Source organism: Vibrio sp. CAU 1672, from assembly GCF_029223195.1.
Taxonomy (GTDB): Bacteria; Pseudomonadota; Gammaproteobacteria; order Enterobacterales; family Vibrionaceae; genus Vibrio.
The window spans coordinates 1-22,278 of sequence record NZ_JARHUF010000028.1 but is presented as its reverse complement, the minus strand read 5'-3'; the positions used below and the strand labels follow the sequence as shown (position 1 = coordinate 22,278).

Sequence of the window (22,278 nt, the reverse complement as noted above, 5' to 3'; positions counted from 1 at the left end):
ACCGATGGAACGGATTACGGTCGATCTTGCTGAACGTAGCTACCCAATCTCAATAGGTGCCGGGTTGTTTGATGACCCGGCCTATCTTTCCCAAATTCTCTCTAACAAAACTAACGCCAAGCAGAAGGTGGTCGTGATCAGTAATGTCACGGTAGCCCCGCTGTACGCGGATAGAATCCTCCAACAACTTGATGCCCTTGGCTGTGATGCGGCATTATTAACCCTGCCTGATGGTGAGCAATACAAGAACCTGGATGTATTTAATCAGGTGATGAGCTTTTTGCTCGAAGGGAACTACGCTCGTGATGTGGTGATCATTGCCCTGGGTGGTGGGGTCATTGGTGATTTGGTCGGCTTTGCCTCGGCTTGTTACCAGCGAGGGGTGGATTTTGTTCAGATCCCAACCACCCTTCTGTCTCAGGTGGACTCTTCGGTGGGCGGGAAAACGGCGGTTAACCATCCGCTGGGTAAAAACATGATCGGTGCCTTTTACCAACCCAAAGCGGTGATCATTGATACTAACTGCTTGTCCACCCTTCCGGCGCGAGAGTTTGCTGCCGGCATGGCCGAAGTGATCAAATACGGCATTATTTACGATGGTGCATTCTTCAGCTGGTTAGAAGATAACTTAGAACGGTTATATGCCTTAGATGAGGATGCACTGGGTTACGCCATTGCCCGTTGTTGTCAAATTAAAGCCGAAGTGGTTGCCCAGGATGAAAAAGAGTCGGGTATTCGCGCATTATTGAATCTGGGTCATACATTTGGTCACGCGATTGAAGCCGAGCTGGGGTATGGTAATTGGTTACACGGCGAAGCTGTGGCGGCGGGGACGGTAATGGCCGCTAAAACTGCTCAGTTGCGAGGGTTGATTTCAGAAGCGCAGTTACAACGCATGATCACCTTGCTGCGCCGTGCTCAGTTGCCGGTGCATACGCCAGAGAGTATGAGCTTTGATGATTTCATGACGCATATGATGCGAGACAAGAAGGTGCTTTCCGGGCAGCTACGTCTGGTGTTGCCGACCAACATTGGCAGTGCGGAAGTCATTGCTGATACGCCTCAGGAGATCATCAAGCAAGCGATTGACTTTGGTCGCTGCATTTAACCCTAACAATGGCGCCTGTCGGCGTCATTGTTGTAGTGTGTTTAGGTTAGTGAATGAATTTAGCCCATGTTCTTGAATTGGAATCGCAAACCAGATTGTTAGATCGGTTAGCGCTGTTAACTCGTTTTGGCTCCAATCTGATCGCTATTCAGGGTGAGCCAGGCTATGGTAAATCGTGGCTGGCGCAACGCTACCTTGAAGTGGGGGCCGAGCAAAAAAACCAGAGTTTATTGCTGTGTCACCCGAGTCAGGATGATGTCCAGCGCCGGGTGTTGGTCCTCAGTCAGATAGTGTCTGATGCTTTGTTTAATCAACACGATCCCTTACTTGATAGCCTGGAGCGCATGCTAGGTGAGGAGCCTTGTGATATCGCCATTGTGGTCGATGATGCACAGTTACTCAGTGAGGCTTTGATTGCGGAGCTGTGGATGCTGGTGATGGCGGCCCAAGCGAATCCTATCTGGAACATCAATGTGTTGCTGTTTACCCAAACAGGCCGGCTGAGTGCATTGTTATCCCGCTTAAGTTATGGACAAGAGTACAAACCGATCGAGCTTGATATCGAGATGCTTTCCGAAATCGAAGCCAGGCAGTTTTTTGAGTCACTGGTGGTACGTTATGTCGATGATCAAGCGGAGCGGCAAGTTCGGGAGGCATTCAAAAAGGTCGTCCCGATCCCGGGAGAGATCTTGGCATTAGGAGAGATGAAAGTGGAAAGAAGGATTGTGATCCGCTCAATAGTGGGTTCGCCGCTCAATATCGCGTTAGTCGTACTTGTGCTCTTATTACTGGCCGCTGGGGGGTACTGGTGGATGTTTAATCAGCCCAGTCCGGATGAGCAAGCGCAGCGGATTACCGGAGCGATTGAGCAAACCGCTATTCCAACCCTGCCGGAGACGCCAGTTACCGGGGGAGAGCCTGCAGAGCTAACTCCGATTGATACCAGCGTGGATGACCGCCTCGATCTGAGTGGTGCTCAAGATGATTCTGATGCGCTGCCGCCAGCGATCATCGCCGATACGGCCAGTGTAGGCCGTGAAGATAACCAGCAGCGCGTGGTTATCGAGTCGGGCGTGGTTGACGCGTTGCTCGAAGGGAAACCTGAGGCCGTTGATACACAGCCGATAGATGACTTGGTAGAGGCTTCAGTTGCTCAGGTGGCCGTTGACGAGGCTAGTGAAGCGGATGTTCCCGCAGATGATCAGAGCCTTGAGCAAGGCGGGGCGGAAAGTGCGTTGTCACCTGTTGCTTCCACTGAGACGCCCCCGCAGCCGGTGGTTAGATTTTCTTATGCCCGGGAAGAGCTGCTGGCGCTTTCGCCGAGGGCATACACTATTCAGTTGGCGGCGATGACCTCACTGGCAGACGTCCAGCGCTTTTTAGATCAACATCAACTGGGTGAACAGGCGCGTATTTATCCCACGCTGCGCAATGGCAGTGAGTGGTTTATCGTGACTTACCGGGATTACCCGACGATCCAGGCCGCGCGCGATGCGATAGAAAGTTTACCCGCTTCACTTAAGGCCTTGAGTCCGTGGGCAAAGTCTGTGCGGCAAGTTCAGCGTGAAATCGAACGTGTGAAATAATCCTGAGCTTGATAAAAAAATATGTTACATTCCGCAGCCTTAATTTTTGGTCGATAGATAGAGCAGTAGATGAAAAAGCAACGAGCCTTTCTAAAATGGGCGGGAGGGAAGTACGGACTGGTTGAAGACATCCAACGTCATTTGCCGCCTGCTCGAAAGCTGGTTGAACCTTTTGTAGGTGCTGGTTCAGTGTTCCTCAATACAGATTATGAGCAATACCTGTTGGCGGACATCAATCCGGATCTTATCAATCTCTACAATTTGCTTAAAGAGCGTCCACAAGAGTACATTGCTGAAGCGAAGCGCTGGTTTGTACCGGAAAATAACCGTAAAGAGGCTTACCTGAGCATTCGTGCTGACTTCAATGCGACCGATGACGTGATGTATCGCTCGTTGGCCTTTTTGTACATGAATCGTTTTGGCTTTAATGGCTTATGTCGCTATAACAAAAAAGGCGGATTTAACGTTCCGTTTGGTTCTTACAAAAAGCCGTATTTCCCAGAGGCCGAACTGGAGTTTTTTGCCGAAAAAGCCAAGAAAGCGACGTTTGTGTGTGAAGGTTACCCAGAAACCTTCAGCCGGGCCCGCAAAGGCAGCGTGATCTACTGTGATCCGCCGTATGCGCCGTTATCCAATACCGCCAATTTTACCTCGTATGCCGGCAATGGCTTTACGCTGGATGATCAAGCGGCGCTGGCTGATGTGGCGGAAACAACCGCGATGAAGCGCGGTATTCCGGTATTGATTTCCAACCACGACACGACATTGACCCGGCGCCTTTACCATGGTGCTGACCTGAGTGTGGTGAAAGTGAAGCGAACTATCAGCCGTAACGGTGGTGGGCGCAACAAGGTCGATGAGTTACTGGCGCTGTTTCACGCCCCTGAGTCCGAGACCTCAGTATCATAATTCTCACACTATTTCGTCTTAGTAGTGGATCTCGCCACTGGCTTCGGTAGAATTGCGCGCAAAATTGTTTGCTGTTTGCTCGCCACTACTGAGGTCAGGTATGAAAGATTTTCTTATTGCTCCATCCATTTTATCGGCTGATTTTGCCCGTCTAGGGGAAGACGTAGAGAAAGTACTCGCAGCGGGTGCGGATGTGGTGCATTTCGATGTGATGGATAACCACTATGTGCCCAATCTGACTTTTGGTGCACCAGTGTGTAAAGCGCTGCGTGATTATGGCATCACTGCCCCAATCGATGTCCACCTGATGGTGAAACCTGTAGACCGCATCATCCCTGATTTCGCGAAAGCAGGTGCATCGATGATCACTTTCCACGTTGAGGCCTCTGATCACGTGGACCGTACACTTCAACTGATCAAAGAGCATGGCTGTAAAGCCGGTGTGGTACTCAACCCAGCAACGCCACTGGCGCATCTTGAGTTCATCATGGACAAAGTCGATTTGATCCTGCTGATGTCAGTCAACCCGGGCTTTGGTGGCCAGTCATTCATTCCTCACACGCTGGATAAGCTGCGTGCGGTACGTAAAATGATTGATGAGTCCGGCCGTGATATCCGCCTGGAAATTGATGGCGGGGTGAAAGTTGATAATATTGGTGAAATCGCTGAAGCGGGTGCCGATATGTTTGTCGCCGGATCCGCCATTTTTGGCCAGCCGGATTACAAGCAAGTCATCGACCAAATGCGTGAAGAGCTGGCTCAGGTAAAATAACCGCTTTAACATGCTGATTTTAAAGGCTGCTACTGTACGGGCAGCCTTTGTTATTTTCTGCCCGTCCTTCCAATAAAATATCCGCACCACAACGCAAATAACCACTTGCCTATTTTGCGTCCTTTCTGTACTATTCGTGCTCCTTAAACTCAGTCAATTATCTTTAGTTCCTTGCTTCCTCTGGACGACTGAGCCATTTGTGGAAGCTGAATAATCCGTAAGGAGCAACCAATGCGTCATTACGAAATCGTATTCATGGTGCACCCAGATCAAAGCGAGCAAGTTGCTGGCATGATCGAGCGTTACACTGGTTCTATCACTGAAGCTGGCGGTAAAATCCACCGTCTAGAAGACTGGGGCCGTCGTCAACTGGCTTACCCAATCAACAAGCTTCACAAAGCTCACTACGTTCTAATGAACGTTGAAGCTGACCAAGCTGTAATTGATGAGCTAGAAACTGCTTTCCGTTTCAACGATGCAGTTCTACGTAACATGATCATGCGTACTAAAGCGGCTATCACTGAGCAATCTATCATGCTTAAGCAGAAAGAAGAGCGTGCAGAGCGTGCTCCTCGTCGCGAAGAGCGTGCTGAAGCTAAGCCAGAAGCAGCTGCTGAGTAATATCTCTTATGACCAACCGAATGGAGCTCAGTGGCACTGTTGCTAAGCCTCCGATTCGCAGTAAAAGCCCAAGTGGGATTGAACACTGTCGGTTTTGGTTAGAGCACCGCTCTACCGTTATCGAAGCTGACCTGCCGAGACAAGTCTATTGTCGTATGCCGGTAGTGGTCAGTGGGCAAAGGTCACAAGCATTAACTCAGAATTTAGTACCAGGCAGTAACATTAAGGTAGGCGGCTTTGTTGCCTATCAAACCGGCCGGAATGGTGTGGGGAAATTAGTGTTACATGCCGACAACATTACTCAAATTTAAGATCAGGAGATAGCCCATGGCTCGTTTCTTCCGTCGTCGTAAATTCTGCCGTTTCACTGCAGAAGGCGTACAAGAGATTGATTACAAAGACGTAGCAACTCTTAAAAACTACATCACTGAAGCTGGTAAAATCGTACCTAGCCGTATCACTGGTACTAACGCTAAGTACCAGCGTCAACTAGCTCGCGCTATCAAACGTGCTCGCTACCTGGCTCTACTACCGTACACTGATAAGCATCAGTAATCGGTTCTGGTTTATTAAGAAAGAGGATTAAACAATGCAAGTTATTCTACTTGATAAAATCGGTAACCTAGGTGGTCTTGGCGATACAGTAAACGTTAAATCTGGCTACGCTCGTAACTTCCTTATCCCTCAGGGTAAAGCAGTTATGGCAACTAAAGCTAACGTTGAAATGTTCGAAGCTCGTCGCGCTGAACTAGAAGCTAAAGTTGCTGAGCAACTAGCTGCTTCACAAGCTCGCGCTGAAAAAGTTAATGCTCTGGAAGCTGTTGTTATCGCTTCTAAAGCTGGTGACGAAGGCAAACTGTTCGGTTCTATCGGTACTCGTGACATCGCTGACGCTATCACAGCGGCAGGCGTTGAAGTTGCTAAGAGCGAAGTTCGCCTTCCTGAAGGTGCTCTACGTAACACTGGTGAGTTCGAGATCAGCGTTCAACTTCACTCTGAAGTATTCGCGACAGTTAACCTACAAGTTGTTGCTGCTGAGTAATTCAGTATCAAGACGAAATATCAAAGCACCTGTTCATCAGGTGCTTTTTTTATGCCTGTTAGCGGCAAATTCCCTTCTTCTGCTTTAGCGTTCAGAACAAAAACAGCAGGTTGACCGAAAACACGCTGTCTGCCTTGCTCAGTCCTTCGGGTACCTTATCGTGATACTGGCGAGAATGGGCCAGCTTCAGTGCGATATCATCGGTAATGTTGTTGGTGATGCTCAGATCGCTGTCGATACGAGTATTACTTTTACCGGTGACTAAGGTAATGTCAGCCGCGAAGCGGAGGTTGTCGAGTACCTGCCAGCTGGTATTGATGTTACTGCGGAAAATACTCTCCTGGACAATGTCGGGAAAGACAATATCGTCGTCATCAATTTCATCCAGATTTGGCTCCTGATAACGATAACCCGGGCCCACCTCGACCTCCAGGACAAACTTCTCGGTATATGAGAACTGGTAACCCAAACCACCGGACAGGGTGTAATCCTTAAAGTAAGCGGTGTAGCGGGCGTCAACGCCTTTGAAACTGCCGTACAGGTAGGTTCGTGGCCCCAATTTGTAGTCGCTCTGCAAGGTGTAAGTCGAAGAACGTTTGTCCTCTTCACCATTCTTATACAGATTGTAAAACTTCCATTCACCATTAGAACGGTGGCGTCCGGAGGTGTAGTCGGCACTGAGGCGAGCGTTTAACGAGCGTGAATCGGAGTTGCCGGTGTGTGACTGATAGCCGAACTCGACTTCTGTTTTCAGGGGAGGGGCAAGCTCTGTTGCGGGCTCGCTTGATACGGATTCTTCAGCATGCGATGCCGCACAGCATAATAAGCCAGCGCTGAGTAACCAATATCGGGACACTACATACCTCGAAAGATCCAAAAGGAGGGAATGATACTGATACACTTGTATGGTTTGGTCAATGGTAGGTCAATTTTTATTAGAGCCAGGTACCTTTCAGCGGATGAAGGTATCTTGCATTCCTGACAAGTAATTGTCTGTCGAAACGAGCATCTTGAACAGGTTTAAGGTTATAATCAGCGGTCATTAGTAGTTATTGAGCAGAGTCATGGCGGAAAACAGAAATCGTAAACCTTTGGACAGTCAGGTCGACGCAATCAAAGTTCCCCCTCATTCACTGGAAGCTGAGCAGTCGGTGATTGGTGGCCTTTTATTGGACAACGAACGTTGGGACACGGTTGCCGAGCGCGTTGTCAGCAGTGATTTCTATAGTCGTCCACACCGCCTTATTTTTGAAGGGGTTAAGACTATCCTTGAAGCGGGTAAGCCGCTTGATCTGATTACTCTCTCAGAATATCTCGAGCGTCACGAGCGGTTAGAAGACGTCGGAGGGTTCGCCTATCTCGCGGATCTGGCGAAAAATACCCCGAGTGCGGCCAATATTAATGCGTATGCGGATATTGTCGCGGAACGTGCGATCGTCCGGGGCCTGATCGGGGTGGCGAATGAAATTGCGGATGCGGGCTATGATCCTCAGGGCCGCAGCTCGGAAGATCTGATTGATATGGCGGAAAGTAAAGTCTTCGCCATTGCCGAGTCGCGCACCAGCGAGAATGAAGGTCCGCAGAACGTCGATAATATCCTCGAAAAAACCCTTGAGCGTATCGAGCTGCTGTACAAAACGCCGCAGGACGGGGTGACGGGGGTCGATACCGGCTTTACTGATCTGAATAAGAAGACGGCCGGTCTGCAAGGTTCTGATTTGGTGATTGTTGCGGCGCGTCCTTCGATGGGTAAAACCACCTTTGCGATGAACTTGTGTGAAAATGCGGCCATGCAGCAAGAAAAACCGGTGTTGATCTTCTCTTTAGAGATGCCGGCCGAACAGTTAATGATGCGTATGCTGGCCTCGTTGTCACGCGTTGACCAAACCAAGATCCGGACGGGCCAGTTAGACGATGAAGACTGGGCGCGTATTTCTTCGACCATGGGTCTGCTGATGCAGAAGAAGAACATGTATATCGATGACAGCTCAGGCCTGACGCCGACCGAAGTCCGCTCACGTGCTCGTCGTGTGGCACGCGAACATGGCGGGTTATCGATGATCATGGTCGACTACCTTCAGCTGATGCGTGTGCCGGCCATGTCGGATAACCGTACACTGGAAATCGCTGAAATATCCCGCTCTCTAAAAGCTCTGGCTAAAGAGCTGAATGTCCCTGTAGTAGCGCTATCGCAGTTGAACCGTTCCCTGGAGCAGCGCGCGGATAAACGGCCGGTTAACTCAGACTTACGTGAATCAGGCTCTATCGAGCAGGATGCCGATTTGATCATGTTTATCTACCGTGATGAGGTTTATCATCCAGACAGCCCGTATAAAGGCACAGCCGAAATCATCCTGGGTAAACAGCGTAATGGCCCAATCGGTTCCGTCCGGCTGACCTTCCAGGGACAGCATTCGCGTTTCGACAACTACGCGGGCCCTGCATTTGATATTGATGATGAGTAATGTCATGAGTTATATGAAAGCGGCCATGGCCTGCATAGATTTGTCTGCACTGCAATACAACTTGCAGCGGGTGAAAGAACAAGCGCCCCAAAGTAAAGTGATGGCGGTGGTGAAAGCGAATGGTTACGGCCACGGGTTGCGCCACGTTGCTAAGCATGCGACGAATGCCGATGCGTTTGGTGTGGCTCGGATTGAAGAGGCACTGCAGCTGCGTGCTTGTGGGGTAGTGAAGCCGATTCTTTTACTCGAAGGTTTTTACTCGCCGGGTGACCTGCCAGTGTTGGTGACCAATAACATTCAAACCGTCGTTCATTGTGAAGAACAACTGGTGGCGCTGGAACAAGCCGAGCTTGAGACTCCGGTCGTGGTGTGGCTGAAAATTGACAGCGGCATGCATCGCCTGGGGGTTCGTCCCGAGCAATACAATGAGTTTCTCGCGCGTCTGGAAGCGTGCCCGAATGTCGCCAAGCCATTGCGTTACATGAGCCATTTTGGCTGCGCTGATGAACTGGACAGCAATATTACCCTTGAGCAGCTTGAGCTGTTTATGTCACTTACTGATGGCTGTGAAGGGGATCGCTCCCTTGCCGCATCCGCTGGCTTGTTGGCTTGGCCAGACAGTCAGCTTGACTGGGTTCGTCCTGGCATCATCATGTACGGCGTTTCTCCATTTAATGACAAGACCGCGCAAGACTTGGGTTACCAACCGGTGATGACGCTGAAATCTCACCTTATTGCTGTGCGTGAAGTCAAAAAAGGCGAAAGTGTCGGTTACGGCGGAATATGGACCAGTCAGCGCGATACCAAAGTCGGCGTGATCGCCGTGGGTTATGGCGATGGTTATCCCAGAACCGCACCTAACGGCACTCCGGTACTGGTCAATGGTCGTAAAGTGCCGATTGCCGGCCGGGTATCGATGGATATGTTGACGGTCGACCTCGGGCCCGATGCGACGGATAAAGTCAGTGATGAAGCGATTCTGTGGGGGAAAGATTTACCGGTAGAAGAAGTCGCAAGCCACATTGGTACCATCGCTTATGAATTGGTGACCAAGCTGACTTCCCGTGTCGAAATGGAATACTCGAAGTAGCTGATGAAGAGACGATTGTTGTTAGTGCTGGCATGTTCTGCCAGCCTTTTTTTATCTTCGCAGACTATCGCCAAAGAGAAAGATTCGGCATTTTTGCCGTTTTATTTCAGTACCGATACGCTCGGCAGCACCATTGGTGTCGCCGGGGTGGCGAAAGGGGTCGGTCAGCCACAGGCGGTGCTCTTTGGTATGGGGCTGTACTCGGAAAAAGACAGCTATGTCGGCTTCATCTCGGCATTCAACTACGCATTGACGCCAGATTTGCTGGTTAGTACGCAAATGTATCAGGCGCGCTTTAATGACAGTCCTTACTACTTGGGTGACCAAGGTACGAATGGATCTTCTATTGACGACAAAACCATTACTAATGGTGATGAAGAGAACTACAAGCTCGAGTTTAAGTATCTGCTTCCCTGGGGGAGTGTGCGTGAGCACGGCTTGCCTGGCGCATTCCAACCGGTGCGTGATGTGAGTTTTACTTCACCGGTTGAGTCCGGGGTGAGCTCAATCATCTTCACGCCGTTTTATTCTTCCCGTGAGCTGGATATTTATCCTCTCAGCAAAGATCAAGCGACTGGCTTCAGCCTGACTTTTGATTGGGATAACCGCGATAGTGTACGCAATACCACCCGGGGTTCGCACACGTCTTTGGGTTTCACTACCGGGGCTGAAAGTTGGCAGTCGGAAGACTTGTGGCTCAAGTGGGAGTTGCAGAATAGTCAATACTACGCACTTGGCCCGCTAGGCGACTGGTTTGATCAACAAGTTGTGGCTTTTGATTTTTATACTGCCGATACGCCGACCTGGAATCAATGTGCTGGTGCAGCCTGTAGCCGTCCCCCTGAACCTGAGCAAGTCCGCCTTGGTGGTTTGTATCGCCTGAGAGGCTATACTGCAGGTCGTTATCACGGACGCTCGGCCATTCACTATTCAGCGGAGTACCGCGTATTACCTGACTGGCAGCCGCTGGATGACATTCCAATCATCAACTACTACGACTTGCCTTGGTGGCAATGGGTGGCGTTTGTCGAAGCCGGGCGTGTGGCTGAAGAGTACAATCTTAAAACACTGCATCAAGAGATGAAGTGGAACGTTGGCGGGGCAGTGCGTTTCCAGGTCGAAGGGATTGTGGTTCGTGTTGAAATGGCAAAAGGTGCGGATGAAGGTACCTTCCGGGTAATGATCAACCAACCATTCTAATCAATAGCTTAAGCGATAAAGGCTAACCAGGAGGTTAGCCTCTGTTTTATCTGAACTATTCACCGTTGAGGGTTGCGATAATGCGGCGGCTGCCACCAAAGTCGCGGTGCTCACCTAAATAAATGCCTTGCCATGTTCCCAGGGCCAGGCGACCGTTTTGAATCGGAATGGTCACACTGCTGCCAAGCAGTGATGCTTTAATATGAGCCGGCATATCATCATCCCCTTCATAGGTGTGTTGATAGTAAGGTGCACGCTCCGGTACAAATTTGTTTAAGTGAGCTTCCATATCCATACGTACAGTCGGATCGGCGTTTTCGTTTAAGGTTAAGCTGGCTGAAGTATGCTGAATAAACAGCTGTAACAAACCTACTGAAAGCGATTGGATTTGTGGTAATTGTTGTTCAATTTCATCAGTGACGAGATGAAAGCCTCGACGACGCGCTTTCAATTGCAATGTTTTTTGTGCCCACATATGCGTTCCTTTGGAAAAATTTGATTTGGCGTCTATCCTAATCCAATTAGAGTCGGTCATTGGTAAATGATATGATTCCTCGCACCATAAATGAATTGTTTAAATTCGGAACAGGTAACGTGACCTAACTCAATGTGAGTGTTAAGCCACTCGGTCATAATTGGCGCCTGAAAAAAAATTACAAATACTTGTTTTGTGGCGATTTGCCCAAACATGTTAATTTATATTCTATTTGCTAAATCGGGGATTCCGCAGTTTTCGCTAGACTGTCAGGAATGGAACCTACTGTAACATCGGGATAAAGACCATGTTGAAAAATATCAATCCAACGCAAACACAAGCTTGGAAAGCGCTGACCGCGCATTTCGAATCTGCACAAGATATGGATCTGAAAGAGCTGTTTGCTCAAGACGCGGCGCGTTTTGACAAATACTCTGCACGCTTCGGCTCAGACATCCTAGTCGATTACTCTAAGAACTTAATCAACGAGGAAACTCTGAAGCACCTTTTCGCTCTTGCTAATGAGACTGAGCTTAAGTCAGCAATTGAAGCGATGTTCAGTGGTGAAGCGATCAACCAGACTGAAGGCCGTGCCGTTCTTCATACCGCTCTGCGTAACCGCGCTAACAAACCAGTAATGGTTGGTGGCGAAGATGTTATGCCTGCAGTCAATGCTGTGCTGGAGAAAATGAAATCATTCACTGAACGCGTAATTGGCGGTGAGTGGAAAGGTTACACCGGCAAAGCTATCACGGATATCGTTAACATCGGTATCGGCGGTTCGGATCTGGGTCCTTACATGGTGACAGAGGCGCTAGCGCCATATAAAAACCACCTGAACCTGCACTTCGTTTCTAACGTTGATGGTACACACATCGTTGAGACGCTGAAGAAAGTCGATCCAGAAACAACGCTATTCCTGATCGCGTCGAAGACGTTCACTACTCAAGAAACCATGACCAACGCGCACTCTGCACGTGACTGGTTCCTGGAGACTGCGGGTGATCAAGCACACGTGGCTAAACACTTCGCTGCGCTATCAACTAATGCTCCTGCGGTATCTGAGTTCGGTATCGACACAGACAACATGTTTGAGTTCTGGGACTGGGTTGGCGGCCGTTACTCACTATGGTCAGCAATCGGTCTTTCAATTGCACTGGCGGTTGGTTACGACAATTTCGTTGAGCTTCTAGAAGGTGCTCACGAAATGGATAACCACTTTGTATCAACTGAGCTAGAAAGCAACATCCCGGTGATTCTTGCTTTGATCGGTATTTGGTACAACAACTTCCACGGCGCTGAGTCAGAATCGATCCTACCTTACGACCAGTACATGCACCGCTTCGCGGCGTACTTCCAGCAGGGTAACATGGAATCTAACGGTAAGTACGTTGACCGTAACGGCAACGCAGTGACTTACCAAACCGGTCCAATTATCTGGGGTGAACCAGGTACCAATGGTCAGCACGCGTTCTACCAGCTGATCCACCAAGGCACTAAGCTGATCCCATGTGACTTCATTGCTCCTGCAGTCAGCCACAACCCAGCCAGCGATCACCACCAAAAACTGATGTCTAACTTTTTTGCCCAAACCGAAGCATTGGCATTTGGTAAGTCTGCAGAAACAGTGAAAGCTGAATTTGCTAAAGCCGGTAAGAGCGAAGAAGAAGTGGCATCGCTAGTACCATTCAAAGTATTTGAAGGTAACCGCCCAACCAACTCTATCCTGGTTAAGCAAATCACGCCTCGCACGCTAGGTAACCTGATCGCAATGTACGAGCACAAAATCTTCGTACAAGGTGTGATCTGGAATATCTTCAGCTTCGATCAGTGGGGTGTTGAGTTAGGTAAACAACTAGCAAACCAGATCCTGCCTGAACTGGCTGATGAGTCAGAGATTAGCTCACACGACAGCTCGACTAATGGCCTGATCAACGCCTTTAAAGCGTTCAAAGCTTAATGTTTGATGAGAAAGACAAAAGGTCAGCATTTGCTGACCTTTTTTGTGGCTTGAAGCAAAAAAAATAGGTTGGCATTGGCCAACCTATTTTTTCTCGATTATTCGAAGCAAATCTCAATGAAGGCATTACCCCACTGAGAGACAAACGGCATGATGATGATAGAACCTTCACATTTATGACGGATCGTATGGCCTTTGCCAGAAACGACCACTGGGGTTGCCATGTCGAAGTCAAAGCCACTTTCAGCCAGAATGCGCTTCGCACCACCAGTGACCATGTTGGTGATCTCACCAACCATGTCCGTAACCTCTTCATTCAGTCCATTTGGGCGCTCCCCGAGCATGTTCTGCATGATTTCAAGAGCTAACGGTTCATCAAAGGTGATCGACATTGAACCTCGTGTCTGGGGGCCTACCATGCCGATCAAGCCTGACACATCGCCACGGGCGATTTCATCCTTTTTGATTCTTGGTTTTTGAGGCTTCAGTTCGAGAGAAGCCATCGTTTTTAGGACATTCATCAGTGAAGCTAAAAACGGGTTTACAAATTCAGCGCGCATAAATGTTCTTCTATTTACTTATTCTTTCGTCTCAGAGGCACATGCCTGACATATGCCGTGAGTTTCTACGATCTGGTTGGTGACCTGAAACCCGTGTTTCTCTGCGTTATTGTTCAACAAGGATATCAGTCTCTCATCCTCCAGTTCAACGACATCACCGCACTTCTCGCAAATCAATAGCTGGAAAAAGTGCTGTTTGGAGTTACAAGAGCAACAAGAGATATAGCTGTTGGTGGACTCGACGCGATGGATAAAGCCCTGTTCAATCAAAAAGTCCAAAGCACGGTAGACCGTGGGTGGCTTGGCTTGAGGTTCGCTTTGTTTCAATTGTTCCAATAGCTCGTATGCACTGGAGGCGCGACGATTCATACAAATGAGTTCAAACACCCGTCGGCGCTGTGGCGTTAGCCGGACGCCCCGAGCGGTGCAAATGCTTTCAATTTGTTCAATGATTGTTGAGCCCAAACTTTTCACCATAACTATTGGACGAGCCTGATTATAACCTATTTCTATACCAAGTTGGTTCAGAAATTACCGATTCTACCCCCAATCACAGCGGAAATCATGACTTAATACCAATTGCCGTACTTAGAGGTTTGGCAATAGATCTCAATTTTGACTCTTTTCGCTGATTATTCGATAGCGCCGGCTTTGATGATTTGCGCAGATAGCAATGCTCGCATCTGGAAGTCACTTGGGTATACAATAGCCGACTTGATTTTTGAGCGCATTATCGCTCACTTTATTTGGTAACGTAAAACGGGTGTTTATATCATGACTCATTCTTGCAGGCTCTCTGTGGCCCCGATGCTCGATTGGACCGATCGTCATTGTCGCTACTTCCACCGCTTAATGACCAAGGAAACCCTGCTGTATACCGAGATGGTAACGACAGGTGCGATCATTCATGGAAAAGGAGACTTCCTGGCTTACAACGAAGAAGAACACCCGGTGGCGTTGCAGCTTGGCGGCTCTAACCCGGCCGATTTGGCACAGTGTGCCAAACTGGCGCAGGAGCGCGGCTATGATGAAATCAACCTCAATGTCGGCTGTCCTTCCGACCGGGTCCAAAATGGCCGGTTTGGTGCGTGCCTGATGGCTGAGCCTCTGCTGGTGGCTGACTGTGTTGCGGCAATGAAAGAAGTGGTTGATGTGCCAGTCACGGTTAAAACACGGATTGGTATTGATGATCAGGACTCATATGAGTTCTTAACCGATTTTGTTTCCATCGTGGCAGAAAAAGGCGGTTGTGAACAATTTACCATCCACGCACGTAAGGCGTGGCTCAGCGGCCTAAGTCCGAAAGAGAACCGGGAAATTCCCCCATTGGATTACCCGCGGGCATACCAGCTGAAGAAAGACTTTCCTCACTTAATCATTGCAGTGAATGGCGGAGTGAAGTCTCTGCAAGAAGCGAAAGAACATCTTGAGCATCTTGACGGCGTGATGATTGGCCGTGAGGCGTATCAGAGTCCATACCTGCTGGCCTCGGTAGACCAGGAGTTGTTTGGCTCTGATGCACCGGTCAAGAAACGCAGCCAAATCGTGCAAGAGATGTACCCTTACATTGAGGAGCAGCTTGCGAAAGGCGCTTACCTTGGTCACATGACACGTCATATGTTGGGGTTATTCCAAAACATGCCTGGAGCACGCCAATGGCGTCGTCATATCAGTGAGAATGCGCACAAGCCTGGAGCGGGTCTCGAAGTGCTAGAACAGGCACTGGCTAAAATTCCTCAGGAACTGAATGTGTAAATTTCACCATGGGTAGGTAAAAATCACCAGACCTAGTTGCTAAGGCCAGAGCGCGATTTGTGCTCTGGCTTTATTTTTTTGTTTTAAATTAATGAGTTGAGTTTTGTTTTGGTTATTGGTACGGAACCTGCTCAGGTAAGCTTAAAACAAAGGAGAAGTGATTATGTTGGAACTGATCTTTATTCTGGTCTTTACTGCAACGCTACTGGTCACCGGCCTGACAATGGCCACAGTCTTTGCAGCGGCAGGGGTGGCGCTGATGGTGATGTTTTTGCTTGGTATGGTTGGCGTGGTATTTAAGCTATTGCCTTGGCTTATCGTTATCGCACTGGGTATTTGGTTTTTTAAGCATGTCGTCGCCCAGCCCCGTTATAAGTAGGCGATTGCCGAGATATTATTGAGGGCTGTCAGGGAGAGTATGATACTATTTTCCCTTATGCCCTGATGAAAATGATCAAGCGATCTTGGAGTAGCAATTCGATGACAATGAAGGCGGCTTGCGCGTTAACGGCGCTGACTATAGCGACCTCTTTTCCTGCCTTGGCAGACACTGATGTTTCGATAACAGTAGGGGGAGAAGTATGGAGAGCCGACACTAAGGTGAATGAAGTCCGTCGTGACAGCCATACCAGTGGATCCTTTTACGCGGCGATAGAGCATAACATTCAATATGTACCGAATGCCCGGGTGCGCTACTCAAGTGTCGATGCCGACTATATGGGCTTCGATAAACTGGATTTAACCTTGTACTACCAGATTCTCGAGCACGATTTACTCCACTTTGATGCAGGTATAACACTGAGTAACTTAAGTGATACCCGCTATATCAACGCAGAAGATAATACCTTGGCAGACTTTGATGAGCTGATTTGGGCGTGGTATGGCTACGGAGAAATATCGGTGCCAAACACCAACGTTGATGTGATTGGTGAAATGCATTTTGGTAACAACAACGGGATCAAGAGTACGGACCTGATGGCAGGGGTACAATACCATCTGCCACTGGATGATGCACAGGTGGTTTTCCGTGGCGGTTATCGTGTAATTGATTTGGAGTCCGAATCGTTTACCTCGACGTTAGGCAAAGAGTTTATTTTTGCTAACGGCTTTTTTGTTGGTGCCGAGTATAGGTTTTAAGAGCTAACCGGTTTGTTTAAAACGTCGCCTTATAAGCGGCGTTTTTTTATATCACTTCGTTATATTTAATCGAAAAATTCATGCATCTCTTTAGAGTTCAGCCATGCTTATTAAGAGCAATGTGGTGGTTGAGCAGGGATCGCTATGACAATTAATGAGCTAAGACATTTATTCAGAGAAAAACAGCTGGTTGAGGCTGTGATTGAACCGTCTATCCAAGAAGGGGGCTGGGTCGTTGAATTTCGTCATGCCCGCGGCGGTTTTGTGGTACTGACAGACAGTCATGGAGAAGAGTGCCTGTATGATGATTTGGATACCGCTTCCAAATCCGCAATGGCCGTCGGGTTTCAGCAGGTACGGATTGAAGACCGGTAGTGATCGGTTAACGGCTTTCTACTTCCAAAAAGTTATAAAACATTCACTTCTATTCTTTCTTGTTATTAAGGAGAGTGGTTAATCTAACGTCACGCAATGAATAGGGATGTCGTGACAATGTCTTTTCCAAAGAATGAGTATTCTCACAAAAGTGTGTCTGAACAAAATAACGGGTCAGCCGGCAATTCTCCGCTTGTTAGCCCACTTAACGATCAGCAATTAACTACGCTCCAGCAAACCGTCACCGGGCTGTCTTCGCAGCAGCTCGCGTGGGTCAGTGGTTTCTTCTGGGGCTTGGCGCAAAACCAATCCGGTGTGACGAGCGCAACGTCGCCCACCCAACCTGCTGCTGCGGTGGCAGCGAAACCCGCAGGAAAACTGACGATCATCTTTGCTTCCCAGACGGGCAACGCCAAAGGGGTGGCGGAGGCGCTTGAGCAAGAAGCGCTGGCCCAGGGGATCGCTGTTGAGCTGTTTGATGCCAGCGATTACAAAGGTAAGAACTTAGCAAAAGAAACTCATGTCATTATTGTCGCGTCAACCAACGGTGAAGGTGAAGCGCCAGACAACGCGATAGAACTGCATGAGTTTCTGCAGTCAAAGAAAGCCCCTAAGCTGCCAAACCTTCAGTATGGTGTGATTGGGTTGGGGGATTCCAGTTACGAGTTTTTCTGTCAGACCGGTAAAGATTTTGATGCATTTTTATCTAAGCAGGGCGCGACGCCATTCATCGAACGTATCGATTGTGATGTGGACTATGAAGCCCCCGCGAGTGAATGGCGTGCGAAAGCACTAAAGACAGTCAAAGCAGCGCTCTCTGCAGAAACACAAGCTGAAATTGTGCAACTGCCTGTCGGCCAGGCCGTGTCAGGTCACTCTGTCTATAACAAGCAATACCCATATACCGCAACGTTGCTTTCCAGCCAGAAAATCACCGGTCGTGATTCCGGTAAAGATGTTCGCCATATCGAAATTGATCTGGAAGACTCCGGACTGACTTATCAGCCAGGCGATGCATTAGGCGTTTGGTTTGAGAACAGTTCAGAATTGGCGAATGCAATTTTAGGCAAAGTCGGCCTTTCTGGAGTCGAGAGTGTCGAAGTGGATGGAGAAAGCCTTTCTGTTCACAGTGCTTTGGTCAGTCAATACGAGATCACTGCCGCCAATCCGCAGTTGGTCACCAAGTTTGCCGAGCTTTCCGGTAGCAAGAAGCTGCAAAAGCTGGTGGAAGACAAAGACAAACTCCGTGAGTACGCAACTGCTACCCAAATAGTTGATGTGCTGGCAGAGAAGAAAACCAAACTTAGCGCAGAAGAGCTGGTGGGGTTGCTGCGTCGCCTGACACCCCGTCTATATTCTATTGCTTCAAGTCAAACAGAAGTAGATGAAGAGGTGCACCTGACCGTTGGTTTGGTTGAGTACGACAAGGGTGATGAGAAGCGTTATGGTGGTGCGTCAAGCTTTCTGGCGCAGCGTCTAGAAGAAGGCGGTGAAGTAAAAGTGTTTGTTGAGCACAACAACAACTTCAAATTGCCGCAAGATGACAATACGCCAATCATCATGATTGGTCCTGGTACTGGTATCGCCCCTTTCCGCAGTTTTATTCAAGAGCGTGATAACCGTGACGCGGAAGGCAAGAACTGGTTGTTGTTTGGTGACCGTACCTTTACTCAAGATTTCCTTTACCAAGTTGAATGGCAGAAGTACCTCAAGTCAGGTTTGTTGACTCGTCTTGATGTGGCGTTTAGCCGGGACCAGGCAGAGAAAGTCTACGTTCAACATCGAATCCTAGAAAACGCCGAGCAGGTATGGCAGTGGATCCAAGATGGTGCCTACCTGTATGTCTGTGGGGATGCAAACCGCATGGCGAAAGATGTTCATGAAGCGTTGATTTATGTTGCTGAACAACAGGGCGAGCTGTCACGCGATGATGCGGAAGAATTCATTAATGACTTACGTAAAGCGAAACGTTACCAAAGGGATGTGTACTAATGACTTTTTCTATTGAAAATAACAAGCAGGTTGTATTAGGCGAAGAATTAGGCCCACTGTCGGATAACGAACGCCTGAAGCGGGAAAGTAATTTACTGCGCGGTACGATTGCGCAAGATCTGCAAGACCGTATTACCGGTGGTTTTACCGCCGACAATTTCCAGCTGATCCGCTTCCATGGTATGTATCAGCAAGATGACCGCGATATCCGTAATGAGCGTGCAAAACAAAAGCTGGAGCCACTGCATAACGTGATGCTTCGTGCACGTATGCCGGGCGGCATCATCACGCCAAAGCAATGGCTGGCGATCGACAAGTTTGCAACGGAGCACTCTCTTTACGGAAGTATTCGTCTCACTACGCGTCAAACATTCCAGTTCCATGGTGTACTAAAGCCAAATATTAAGTTGATGCACCAAACGCTAAACAGTATTGGTATTGATTCTATTGCGACAGCAGGTGACGTGAACCGTAATGTGCTGTGCACCACTAACCCGGTTGAGTCAGCGCTTCATCAGGAGGCGTATGAATGGGCGAAGAAAATCAGTGAGCACCTGTTACCGAAAACTCGCGCATATGCTGAAATTTGGCTGGATGGCGAAAAAGTAGAATCGACACAGGAAGACGAACCGATTCTGGGTAAGACCTACCTGCCGCGTAAGTTTAAAACCACTGTGGTTATTCCGCCGCAAAATGATGTCGATGTGCACGCGAACGATCTCAACTTTGTCGCAATTGCAGATAACGGCAAGTTGGTTGGCTTTAATGTGCTTGTCGGTGGCGGTCTGGCAATGACACACGGAGATACCTCAACTTACCCACGTCGAGCTGACGACTTTGGTTTTATCCCGTTAGAGAAAACGCTAGAGGTCGCAGCGGCAGTAGTAACAACTCAACGTGATTGGGGGAACCGTTCAAACCGCAAGAACGCCAAAACCAAGTACACCCTCGACCGTGTGGGAACTGATGTCTTTAAAGCCGAAGTCGAAAAGCGTGCAGGCATTCAGTTTGAAGCAAGTCGGCCGTTTGAATTCACGGAACGCGGTGATCGTATCGGTTGGGTAGAAGGGATTGATGGTAAGCACCACCTAGCGCTCTTCATCGAAAACGGGCGCCTGCTGGATTACCCAGATAAACCACTGAAGACCGGTGTTGCTGAGATTGCCAAAATCCATAAAGGCGATTTCCGCATGACCGCAAACCAAAACCTGATTGTTGCGGGTGTACCTAAAAGCCAAAAAGCTAAGATTGAAAAGATTGCTCGTGAGCACGGCTTGATGGATGACAGTGTTAGTGAACAGCGTAAGAACTCTATGGCGTGTGTAGCTTTCCCAACTTGTCCGCTGGCAATGGCAGAAGCCGAGCGTTTCCTTCCTCAGTTTGTTACCGACGTAGAAGGTATTTTGGAGAAGCATGGTCTGCCAAAAGAAGCCAACATCATTCTGCGTGTGACGGGATGTCCCAACGGTTGTGGCCGGGCAATGCTGGCAGAGATCGGTTTAGTCGGTAAAGCTCCAGGCCGTTACAACCTCCATCTGGGGGGGAATCGAGCTGGTACGCGCGTACCTAAGATGTATAAAGAGAACATTACCGATAAACAGATCCTTGAAGAAATCGATCAATTAGTCGGTCGTTGGGCCAATGAGCGGGAAGAGGGTGAGTGCTTTGGTGACTTCACCATTCGTGCTCGCATCATTCAGGAAGTGTTTGTATCAAGGAGGGACTTTTATGCTTGATTCCGTCGCTTCCAAGCTGGAACTGGCAGAGTTGTTGACTTTAACTAAGGCGGAACAGAGTCTTCGCCTAGCTGAGATTAACGTCAAGCTTGAACAGTTATCGGCGCAAGAACGCGTTGCGTGGGCGCTGGAGAACTTGCAAGGTGAGTTTGCAGTTTCATCCAGTTTTGGTATTCAGGCGGCAGTGATGTTGCACTTGATTACGCAACAAAAGCCAGATGTTCCGGTGATCTTAACCGATACGGGATATCTCTTTGCGGAAACCTATCGCTTCATCGACCAACTGAAAGAGCAATTGAACCTTAACCTGAAAGTTTATCGCGCGCAGGAAAGCGCTCACTGGCAAGAAGCGCGTTACGGTAAATTGTGGGAGCAAGGCGTTGAGGGTATCAGCAAATACAATAAGCTGAATAAAGTTGAACCGATGCGCAGAGCGCTAACAGAGCTGAAGGTGGGAACTTGGTTTTCTGGCTTACGTCGTGAACAAGCCAAATCACGTGCAGGGCTACCGATTTTATCGGTTCAGAATAGTGTGTTTAAGTTTTTACCAGTGGTTGACTGGAGTAATAAAGATGTGCATTACTATTTGCAAGAGCATGGGCTTTCCTATCACCCACTTTGGGAAGAGGGCTATTTATCGGTTGGTGACACACACACCACTCGTAAGTGGGAGCCGGGGATGGAAGAGGAAGACACTCGCTTTTTCGGTTTGAAGCGTGAATGTGGGCTTCACGAAGACGATAGTGCCGAGCAAGATGGTTCGGGTATCTAGATTTAGCCTGGATAATTAATGAAAGCTGCTATTTAGCAGCTTTGTTCTTTTCGACTAGACTTAAAAATCACGCCCAATAGGATAACTCTGTGGATAACCTGTTTGGGATGGTTGTGTAAATTGGTATAAATAAGCCTTTGAGTAAAAAGTCCGCTCTTAGACGTTATTTCTGCATTTTTTGCAAAAAAATACTTGCCAATGAGATCGGGGTCTCTATAATGCCTCCTCGTCGACAGGGCAAGAGCTCATAAGGGTTCAGGGTCAAATCGACAGGCTAGAAAGAAAAGCGAAATAGTTAATTGCCTTTACTTTGAAAAAAGTAAAATAAAAGCAAAAAAGTGTTTGACACTGATAATTATCTCGCTAAAATGGCCGCCTCTTCCGAAGTGATGTCAATCACAAAGAAGAGTAGCTCTTTAACAATATAGACCTATCAATCTGTGTGGGCACTCGTTGATGATAATCCAATTCGAAGCTTCGGCTTCAAATTAGGTTTCAATGATACGAAGTGACCATTGAATCGAAAGATTCAGCACAGTCAATTCAAACATTACTTCTGCTATTTATTAGCGAAAGGAATGTTCAGTATTCATTGAGCCGACAAAATCTTAAATTGAAGAGTTTGATCATGGCTCAGATTGAACGCTGGCGGCAGGCCTAACACATGCAAGTCGAGCGGCAGCGACATAATAGAAGCTTCGGTGGAAATTATGGGCGGCGAGC

General features: G+C 48.5%; 23 protein-coding genes and 1 rRNA gene. 20 read left to right on the top strand and 4 right to left on the bottom strand.

From position 1 onward, the window contains the following. Positions 1-4 precede the first annotated feature (4 nt). The 8 genes from aroB (at position 5) to rplI (ending at position 6,038) form a co-directional block, all read left to right on the top strand. Positions 5-1,108 carry a 3-dehydroquinate synthase gene (gene aroB / locus P2G85_RS18580; RefSeq protein WP_275865560.1) on the top strand — a complete coding sequence of 368 codons (1,104 nt, stop codon included), beginning with the start codon at positions 5-7 and terminating at the stop codon, positions 1,106-1,108. A gap of 53 nt (positions 1,109-1,161) precedes the next feature. Beyond that, the gene (locus P2G85_RS18575) at positions 1,162-2,694 is read left to right on the top strand and encodes an AAA family ATPase (RefSeq protein WP_275865559.1); all 1,533 of its coding nucleotides are present in this window, start codon (positions 1,162-1,164) and stop codon (positions 2,692-2,694) included. Between the two features lie 69 nt (positions 2,695-2,763). Beyond that, a complete protein-coding gene (locus P2G85_RS18570; RefSeq protein WP_275865558.1) occupies positions 2,764-3,603 on the top strand; it encodes a Dam family site-specific DNA-(adenine-N6)-methyltransferase in 840 nt (279 codons plus the stop codon). A 100-nt stretch (positions 3,604-3,703) separates the two neighbouring features. Then, complete coding sequence (gene rpe / locus P2G85_RS18565; RefSeq protein ID WP_275865557.1) at positions 3,704-4,375, top strand: ribulose-phosphate 3-epimerase; 672 nt, start codon at positions 3,704-3,706, stop codon at positions 4,373-4,375. A 231-nt stretch (positions 4,376-4,606) separates the two neighbouring features. Continuing rightward, positions 4,607-4,996 carry a 30S ribosomal protein S6 gene (gene rpsF, locus P2G85_RS18560; protein WP_010443890.1) on the top strand — a complete coding sequence of 130 codons (390 nt, stop codon included), beginning with the start codon at positions 4,607-4,609 and terminating at the stop codon, positions 4,994-4,996. Between the two features lie 8 nt (positions 4,997-5,004). Further along, positions 5,005-5,307, top strand: coding sequence for a primosomal replication protein N (gene priB / locus P2G85_RS18555; protein WP_275865556.1), 303 nt, complete (start codon positions 5,005-5,007; stop codon positions 5,305-5,307). Positions 5,308-5,323: 16 nt separating this feature from the next. Next, on the top strand, positions 5,324-5,551 hold the full coding sequence (gene rpsR / locus P2G85_RS18550) for a 30S ribosomal protein S18 (protein ID WP_275865555.1): 228 nt from the start codon (positions 5,324-5,326) through the stop codon (positions 5,549-5,551). Between the two features lie 34 nt (positions 5,552-5,585). Beyond that, positions 5,586-6,038, top strand: a complete 453-nt coding sequence (gene rplI, locus P2G85_RS18545; protein WP_275865554.1) for a 50S ribosomal protein L9 — start codon at positions 5,586-5,588, stop codon at positions 6,036-6,038. 91 nt (positions 6,039-6,129) lie between these two features. On the opposite strand, the gene P2G85_RS18540 is transcribed toward rplI, so the two are convergent. Further along, entirely contained in the window at positions 6,130-6,894 is a 765-nt protein-coding gene (locus P2G85_RS18540) for a DUF481 domain-containing protein (RefSeq protein WP_275865553.1), read from the bottom strand. 208 nt (positions 6,895-7,102) lie between these two features. Between P2G85_RS18540 and P2G85_RS18535 the strand changes: the two genes are divergently transcribed. The 3 genes from P2G85_RS18535 to P2G85_RS18525 are packed head-to-tail and all read left to right on the top strand — an operon-like array spanning position 7,103 to position 10,793. Then, positions 7,103-8,503, top strand: coding sequence for a replicative DNA helicase (locus P2G85_RS18535; RefSeq protein ID WP_275865552.1), 1,401 nt, complete (start codon positions 7,103-7,105; stop codon positions 8,501-8,503). A 13-nt stretch (positions 8,504-8,516) separates the two neighbouring features. After that, on the top strand, positions 8,517-9,593 hold the full coding sequence (gene alr, locus P2G85_RS18530) for an alanine racemase (RefSeq protein ID WP_275865586.1): 1,077 nt from the start codon (positions 8,517-8,519) through the stop codon (positions 9,591-9,593). Between the two features lie 3 nt (positions 9,594-9,596). Next, complete coding sequence (locus P2G85_RS18525) at positions 9,597-10,793, top strand: hypothetical protein (RefSeq protein ID WP_275865551.1); 1,197 nt, start codon at positions 9,597-9,599, stop codon at positions 10,791-10,793. A gap of 55 nt (positions 10,794-10,848) precedes the next feature. Here P2G85_RS18525 and P2G85_RS18520 read toward each other — a convergent pair whose 3' ends face one another. Next, on the bottom strand, positions 10,849-11,268 hold the full coding sequence (locus P2G85_RS18520; RefSeq protein WP_275865550.1) for a secondary thiamine-phosphate synthase enzyme YjbQ: 420 nt from the start codon (positions 11,266-11,268) through the stop codon (positions 10,849-10,851). Positions 11,269-11,575: 307 nt separating this feature from the next. Here P2G85_RS18520 and pgi point away from each other — a divergent pair, with 307 nt between their 5' ends. Continuing rightward, the gene (gene pgi / locus P2G85_RS18515; protein WP_275865549.1) at positions 11,576-13,228 is read left to right on the top strand and encodes a glucose-6-phosphate isomerase; all 1,653 of its coding nucleotides are present in this window, start codon (positions 11,576-11,578) and stop codon (positions 13,226-13,228) included. Between the two features lie 98 nt (positions 13,229-13,326). Here the strand turns inward: pgi and P2G85_RS18510 are convergent, their stop codons facing one another. Together P2G85_RS18510 and zur are read right to left on the bottom strand one after the other, a co-directional pair. Next, positions 13,327-13,788: a chemotaxis protein CheX gene (locus P2G85_RS18510; protein ID WP_275865548.1), complete on the bottom strand. Its 462-nt coding sequence runs from the start codon at positions 13,786-13,788 to the stop codon at positions 13,327-13,329. An 18-nt stretch (positions 13,789-13,806) separates the two neighbouring features. Continuing rightward, on the bottom strand, positions 13,807-14,265 hold the full coding sequence (gene zur, locus P2G85_RS18505; protein WP_275865547.1) for a zinc uptake transcriptional repressor Zur: 459 nt from the start codon (positions 14,263-14,265) through the stop codon (positions 13,807-13,809). A 297-nt stretch (positions 14,266-14,562) separates the two neighbouring features. Between zur and dusA the strand changes: the two genes are divergently transcribed. The 8 genes from dusA to P2G85_RS18465 form a co-directional block, all read left to right on the top strand. Further along, complete coding sequence (gene dusA / locus P2G85_RS18500; RefSeq protein WP_275865546.1) at positions 14,563-15,543, top strand: tRNA dihydrouridine(20/20a) synthase DusA; 981 nt, start codon at positions 14,563-14,565, stop codon at positions 15,541-15,543. A 163-nt stretch (positions 15,544-15,706) separates the two neighbouring features. Next, on the top strand, positions 15,707-15,922 hold the full coding sequence (gene pspG / locus P2G85_RS18495; RefSeq protein ID WP_275865545.1) for an envelope stress response protein PspG: 216 nt from the start codon (positions 15,707-15,709) through the stop codon (positions 15,920-15,922). 101 nt (positions 15,923-16,023) lie between these two features. Continuing rightward, positions 16,024-16,680 (top strand): TIGR04219 family outer membrane beta-barrel protein, encoded by a 657-nt coding sequence (locus tag P2G85_RS18490; protein WP_275865544.1) that lies wholly within the window; start codon positions 16,024-16,026, stop codon positions 16,678-16,680. A gap of 144 nt (positions 16,681-16,824) precedes the next feature. Further along, the gene (locus P2G85_RS18485; protein WP_275865543.1) at positions 16,825-17,055 is read left to right on the top strand and encodes a hypothetical protein; all 231 of its coding nucleotides are present in this window, start codon (positions 16,825-16,827) and stop codon (positions 17,053-17,055) included. 117 nt (positions 17,056-17,172) lie between these two features. Continuing rightward, on the top strand, positions 17,173-19,047 hold the full coding sequence (locus P2G85_RS18480; protein ID WP_275865542.1) for an assimilatory sulfite reductase (NADPH) flavoprotein subunit: 1,875 nt from the start codon (positions 17,173-17,175) through the stop codon (positions 19,045-19,047). Continuing rightward, complete coding sequence (gene cysI, locus P2G85_RS18475; protein WP_275865541.1) at positions 19,047-20,783, top strand: assimilatory sulfite reductase (NADPH) hemoprotein subunit; 1,737 nt, start codon at positions 19,047-19,049, stop codon at positions 20,781-20,783. The genes P2G85_RS18480 and cysI overlap by 1 nt, the downstream gene beginning before the upstream one ends. Next, a complete protein-coding gene (locus tag P2G85_RS18470; protein ID WP_275865540.1) occupies positions 20,776-21,555 on the top strand; it encodes a phosphoadenylyl-sulfate reductase in 780 nt (259 codons plus the stop codon). The genes cysI and P2G85_RS18470 overlap by 8 nt, the downstream gene beginning before the upstream one ends. 610 nt (positions 21,556-22,165) lie before the next feature. Beyond that, positions 22,166-22,278, top strand: a 16S ribosomal RNA gene (locus tag P2G85_RS18465); the annotation flags it as partial.

Excerpts from the sequence above, each read along its gene's own strand:
- rpe (WP_275865557.1), top strand. The coding sequence starts at position 3,704 with ATGAAAGATTTTCTTATTGCTCCATCCATTTTATCGGCTGATTTTGCC.
- P2G85_RS18570 (WP_275865558.1), top strand. The coding sequence starts at position 2,764 with ATGAAAAAGCAACGAGCCTTTCTAAAATGGGCGGGAGGGAAGTACGGA.
- P2G85_RS18480 (WP_275865542.1), top strand. The coding sequence starts at position 17,173 with ATGTCTTTTCCAAAGAATGAGTATTCTCACAAAAGTGTGTCTGAACAA.
- P2G85_RS18525 (WP_275865551.1), top strand. The coding sequence starts at position 9,597 with ATGAAGAGACGATTGTTGTTAGTGCTGGCATGTTCTGCCAGCCTTTTT.
- pspG (WP_275865545.1), top strand. The coding sequence starts at position 15,707 with ATGTTGGAACTGATCTTTATTCTGGTCTTTACTGCAACGCTACTGGTC.
- P2G85_RS18470 (WP_275865540.1), top strand. The coding sequence starts at position 20,776 with ATGCTTGATTCCGTCGCTTCCAAGCTGGAACTGGCAGAGTTGTTGACT.
- P2G85_RS18485 (WP_275865543.1), top strand. The coding sequence starts at position 16,825 with ATGACAATTAATGAGCTAAGACATTTATTCAGAGAAAAACAGCTGGTT.
- pgi (WP_275865549.1), top strand. The coding sequence starts at position 11,576 with ATGTTGAAAAATATCAATCCAACGCAAACACAAGCTTGGAAAGCGCTG.
- P2G85_RS18520 (WP_275865550.1), bottom strand. The coding sequence starts at position 11,268 with ATGTGGGCACAAAAAACATTGCAATTGAAAGCGCGTCGTCGAGGCTTT.
- zur (WP_275865547.1), bottom strand. The coding sequence starts at position 14,265 with ATGGTGAAAAGTTTGGGCTCAACAATCATTGAACAAATTGAAAGCATT.
- P2G85_RS18490 (WP_275865544.1), top strand. The coding sequence starts at position 16,024 with ATGACAATGAAGGCGGCTTGCGCGTTAACGGCGCTGACTATAGCGACC.
- dusA (WP_275865546.1), top strand. The coding sequence starts at position 14,563 with ATGACTCATTCTTGCAGGCTCTCTGTGGCCCCGATGCTCGATTGGACC.
- P2G85_RS18535 (WP_275865552.1), top strand. The coding sequence starts at position 7,103 with ATGGCGGAAAACAGAAATCGTAAACCTTTGGACAGTCAGGTCGACGCA.
- P2G85_RS18575 (WP_275865559.1), top strand. The coding sequence starts at position 1,162 with ATGAATTTAGCCCATGTTCTTGAATTGGAATCGCAAACCAGATTGTTA.
- rpsF (WP_010443890.1), top strand. The coding sequence starts at position 4,607 with ATGCGTCATTACGAAATCGTATTCATGGTGCACCCAGATCAAAGCGAG.
- cysI (WP_275865541.1), top strand. The coding sequence starts at position 19,047 with ATGACTTTTTCTATTGAAAATAACAAGCAGGTTGTATTAGGCGAAGAA.
- priB (WP_275865556.1), top strand. The coding sequence starts at position 5,005 with ATGACCAACCGAATGGAGCTCAGTGGCACTGTTGCTAAGCCTCCGATT.
- rpsR (WP_275865555.1), top strand. The coding sequence starts at position 5,324 with ATGGCTCGTTTCTTCCGTCGTCGTAAATTCTGCCGTTTCACTGCAGAA.
- aroB (WP_275865560.1), top strand. The coding sequence starts at position 5 with ATGGAACGGATTACGGTCGATCTTGCTGAACGTAGCTACCCAATCTCA.
- alr (WP_275865586.1), top strand. The coding sequence starts at position 8,517 with ATGAAAGCGGCCATGGCCTGCATAGATTTGTCTGCACTGCAATACAAC.
- P2G85_RS18510 (WP_275865548.1), bottom strand. The coding sequence starts at position 13,788 with ATGCGCGCTGAATTTGTAAACCCGTTTTTAGCTTCACTGATGAATGTC.
- rplI (WP_275865554.1), top strand. The coding sequence starts at position 5,586 with ATGCAAGTTATTCTACTTGATAAAATCGGTAACCTAGGTGGTCTTGGC.